Genomic DNA, 4,254 nt, shown 5'->3' with positions numbered 1-4,254 from the left:
AATCCGCAACATCGTCGCCAGTGCGTACGGCTGCCGACCTGGCCGCCCCGACACTGGATAGTGCGGCGCGATCAGGGCAAGCAGTTGCTGCCACGGAACAACCTGCTCCATCTCGGCAAGAAAGATCTCGCGCCGGGTCTGCTTACGCTTGCCCAAGCCCTCAGCGTCACCGAACGTCAGCTGCATGGATGAATCCTCTACATAAGGCGATAGTGTCGCGCATCTGCGGTGAGTTGATCAGACCTTCCCTAAGTGACGCACGCCCACGTCGTTGACCGGCGTGGATCGGTGGATTCCAAGCGGCATGGCCGGCCTTCACCGGTCATGCCGCTGTTGCGTGAGCGCAGCTGGTCAATGGCTTGCACTACACATCAGTAAGTCGTCGACTTGCCCGAATCCCGAATCCCGAATCCCGAATCCCGAATCCCGAATCCCGACCCGCAAAGCCCTGCGTCGCGCACACTGAGACCGTCAGCCACTATCCTGCTGCTTCAGCAACGATGGGCAAGAACGATGGCGAAGGCGAAAACGGCCTATGTCTGCGGCGAGTGCGGTGCCGAGTACACCAAGTGGCAGGGGCAGTGCACCGAATGCGGTGTCTGGAACACGCTGAGCGAAATCGTGCTCGAAAGCGCCACTCCGGGCGGCAAGACATCGCCAGCGGCATCGCGGCGTAGCGGCTGGGCCGGCAAGGCCGAGGCACCCAAGATCACTGCGCTCAAGGACGTGCAGCAATCCGAGCAGGCGCGCGTTTCCACCGGTATCGGCGAGTTCGATCGGGTGCTGGGTGGCGGGCTGGTGGAAGGGGCGGTGGTGCTGATCGGCGGCGACCCCGGGATCGGCAAGTCGACGTTGCTGCTGCAGGCGCTGGCGAGCATGGCCTCCACGTTGCCGGTGTTGTATGTGACCGGCGAGGAATCGCTGGCCCAGGTGGCCGGGCGCGCGGTGCGCCTGGATCTGCCGCTGGAAGGCCTGAACGCCCTGGCCGAAACCGGCATCGAAAACATCCTGCAGCACGCCAGCGTGGCGCGGCCGAAGCTGATCGTGGCCGATTCTGTACAGACCTTGTGGACCGAGTCGTTGACCGCAGCGCCGGGCTCGGTGAGCCAGGTGCGCGAGAGCGCGGCGCGGCTGGTGCGCTACGCCAAGGAAACCGGCACCGCAGTGTTTCTGGTTGGCCATGTGACCAAGGAAGGCGGCATCGCCGGGCCACGCGTGCTCGAGCACATGGTCGATGCGGTGCTGTATTTCGAAGGCGAGAGCGGCAGCCGGTTCCGCCTGCTGCGTGCGTTCAAGAACCGCTTCGGTGCGGTCAACGAACTGGGCGTCTTCGCCATGGGCGAGAAGGGCCTTAAGGAGGTCTCCAATCCGTCGGCGATCTTCCTGTCCGGCGGTAGCACCCAGCAGCCGGGCAGTTGCGTGATGGTCACCCGCGAAGGCACCCGCCCGCTGATGGTGGAGGTACAGGCGCTGGTGGATGCATCGCCGTTGTCCAACCCACGTCGGGTTGCGGTGGGTCTGGAGCAGAACCGGCTGGCGATGTTGCTGGCGGTACTGCATCGCCATGGCGGTATCGTGGTGGGCGACCAGGACGTGTTCGTCAATGTGGTGGGCGGCATCCGCGTGCAGGAAACCGCGGCCGATCTGCCGGTGCTGCTGGCAGTGCTGTCGTCGCTGCGCGACCGGCCGCTGTCCGAAAAGACCATCGCGTTTGGCGAAGTGGGGCTGTCCGGCGAAATCCGCCCGGTGCCCAATGGCGAGGACCGCCTGAAGGAAGCGGCGACGCATGGTTTCAAGCGTGCCATCGTGCCCCGCGCCAATGCGCCCAAGACCACTAGCATCAAGGGCATGGAGATCATTGCGGTGGAGCGCTTGAGCCAGGCATTGGAAGCGGCGGCCGACTGAAGCCGCGCGGCGCACGGGATGTTGCGATAGGCCAGGTCAGCGACCTGCCGACGCGACGCAAGCACCGCCCTGGCCATGTTCGGGAGCAGCATGCAGCCATCGTTCCGGCCGACTGCCGGACGAGCATCGATGGTCGCCCGGCTTGGTCACTACAGTGCGGCTGGGGCTGCCACCCTCAGACAACGCTGAGCGCAGAGGCGTCGCGCGCCTTTCAGACGTGCTCCGTGAGGTAGGCACGGCATGCGCCGCGGGCGACCGGACGCCTGCAAACCGTTTGTCGGACAAACGCCGGGATTTGTATTTGGTTGTCGAGAAAGCGTTTTCAGAAAGAGTGGGGCTATGGCAACATGCGCGGCCCGTTGCACTGTGCACCGGATCACAGACACCGCTCACTGCCGTTTTCAGGAGAATCACGATGGAATGGATGTTGCTGCCGCTCAAGCGCTACGCCGACTTCAACGGTCGCTCGCGTCGCAAGGAATACTGGATGTTCGCGCTGATGCAGTTCCTGGTGCTGTTCGTGTTTGGCGGCCTGTTTGCCGTCGCCGCAGTGGCGATGGGGAACGAGAACGGCCCGGGCGCGCTGGCTTGGCTGATCTGTGCGGTCATGGTGATCGCTTGTCTGGCGTTGATCGTGCCCGGTATTGCAGTCACGGTGCGCCGCCTGCACGACCAGGACAAGTCCGGCTGGTTTTACCTGATCAGCCTGGTGCCGTACGTTGGCGCTTTCGTGTTGCTGGTCTTCATGTGCATCGAAGGTACGCCCGGCCCGAACCAGTACGGCGAAAATCCCAAGCAGTAACTCGCGCGCTATGAAAGCGGACAACGGCGCAGGGGTCTCCCTGCGCCGTTGTCGTTTGTGAGTGCGCCAACGGCGCCATTGCGCGGCGGAACGTCACTGCTCCGCAGACCGGGCGTCCGCATCCGGACCCCAGACATGGAAGGTGGCGACACAGCGACATGCTTGGGGCGTCTTTCGCTCAGCAGTCCCGGCAGCAGACAGTGCCTCATTCGTCGCTGCCACATCGCTGCATAGATGCAGCGATATCGCTCAACGCTGATCAGCATGTACCCTGCACTGTGGAGTGAGCGATGCAGCTGCAGTCGCATGGCCGGCACCTGCAGAACTCGAATTGCGGCGCAGCCTGCGGGCCAGGTGCGCGTGTCGATCGTTCTGCCTTTGATAGCGTGCCGACGCCCATCGTGTCATCAATACCCTTCGCTTTAACGCAAGCGAGAGTGCGCAATGCAGATCGCAGATCGGCAGCGGTGCGCTTGCTCAGCAGGCGGCTGCGTGATGTGCAGGGCCAAGGCTTGGGCTAACGGCCTTGCTCATTGTCGTTGCCTCCGTATCGTGCAGCGCGAGCTCCAACTTGTAGCCGTGCGAATAAACGGTTCTGATGCGCACGGCGCTGCTGTCACTGCTCAGCTGCAGTTTCTTGCGCAACTTGTAGATGTGCTGCTCCATGGTGCGGTCGGTGAATTCGGTGTGGCTGCCCCACACGGCCTTGGCCAGTTGGCAACGCCGGAAACACACGCCGGGGCTGGAAAAGAGCAGCCAGGCAATCGAGAACTCGCGTGCGGTCAATGCGATCGGCTTGCCTTCCAGATAGACGGTATTTTCATCGCGGATCAACTTGTATGGACCAACGCTCAGGTGCTGCGTCTCGGGGCAGGCATGCGCCACCGGCGATATCGCCAGCGCCGCGCGCACGTGTAACTCGTGCGAATTGAAAGGCAGCGCAAGGACCTCCTGCGCGCCTGCGCGATACCAGGCCAGAATGTTGTCTGCGCAATCGAAACGTCCAAGCACGATCAACGACGTGGGCTGGCCGCTATGGCAGCGTTGCCAGGCCAGCAGTGAACTGTCATCGGCGGCGACACAGCTGGCATCGAAGATCAGCAGCTCGCACGGCGAATGCCGCAGCGTACGCAAAAGCTCCAGTTCATCGGAAAACGTCGAGACATTGCGCGCAAGCGGTGCGAGGCTGGCGTTGACCTGCGAGACCAGGCGCGCATCCTGCGTCAACAGGAACACCGATCCGGCGTTGGGGGGAGAGTGGTCGTTCATTTAGGCGGCCTTCGCGTGTCGGCGTACAAGCCACGCATGGGACGGACGCCGGTGCCGGTCGGCCAATGCCAGGACAAAATCCATCTTCAAAGATCGCTGCATCGTCGGACCAGTCGGTTGGCGGGGGAGAGTCCAGCGGAGCTGGATGAATGGTATGTACCATTGCAGGGACCAAAAGTTTCACGCTTGCGTACGCGTCTTCGGATTTGTCGCCAGCGGCTTTAGCTCGCGCTCATTTAGGCGTAACAGAGCTCTTACGGTAATCCCCCCACTTTTAG

General features: G+C 62.9%; 3 protein-coding genes and 1 pseudogene. 2 read left to right on the top strand and 2 right to left on the bottom strand.

The window, feature by feature from the left end; genetic code table 11:
• Nucleotides 1-186, bottom strand: a pseudogene (locus J7367_RS22050) (IS5/IS1182 family transposase); the annotation flags it as partial.
• 327 nt (nucleotides 187-513) lie between these two features.
• Here J7367_RS22050 and radA point away from each other — a divergent pair.
• Nucleotides 514-1,905, top strand: a complete 1,392-nt coding sequence (gene radA / locus J7367_RS22045) for a DNA repair protein RadA (RefSeq protein ID WP_003484290.1) — start codon at nucleotides 514-516, stop codon at nucleotides 1,903-1,905.
• 415 nt (nucleotides 1,906-2,320) lie between these two features.
• Nucleotides 2,321-2,707 carry a DUF805 domain-containing protein gene (locus tag J7367_RS22040; RefSeq protein ID WP_003484288.1) on the top strand — a complete coding sequence of 129 codons (387 nt, stop codon included), beginning with the start codon at nucleotides 2,321-2,323 and terminating at the stop codon, nucleotides 2,705-2,707.
• Nucleotides 2,708-3,184: 477 nt separating this feature from the next.
• Here J7367_RS22040 and J7367_RS22035 read toward each other — a convergent pair whose 3' ends face one another.
• The gene (locus J7367_RS22035) at nucleotides 3,185-3,976 is read right to left on the bottom strand and encodes a response regulator transcription factor (RefSeq protein WP_057664317.1); all 792 of its coding nucleotides are present in this window, start codon (nucleotides 3,974-3,976) and stop codon (nucleotides 3,185-3,187) included.
• Nucleotides 3,977-4,254 lie beyond the last annotated feature (278 nt).

The sequence above is a fragment of the Xanthomonas sp. D-36-1 genome, from assembly GCF_017746155.1.
GTDB lineage: Bacteria > Pseudomonadota > Gammaproteobacteria > Xanthomonadales > Xanthomonadaceae > Xanthomonas > Xanthomonas cissicola.
This window is presented reverse-complemented; position numbering and strand designations above follow the sequence as displayed.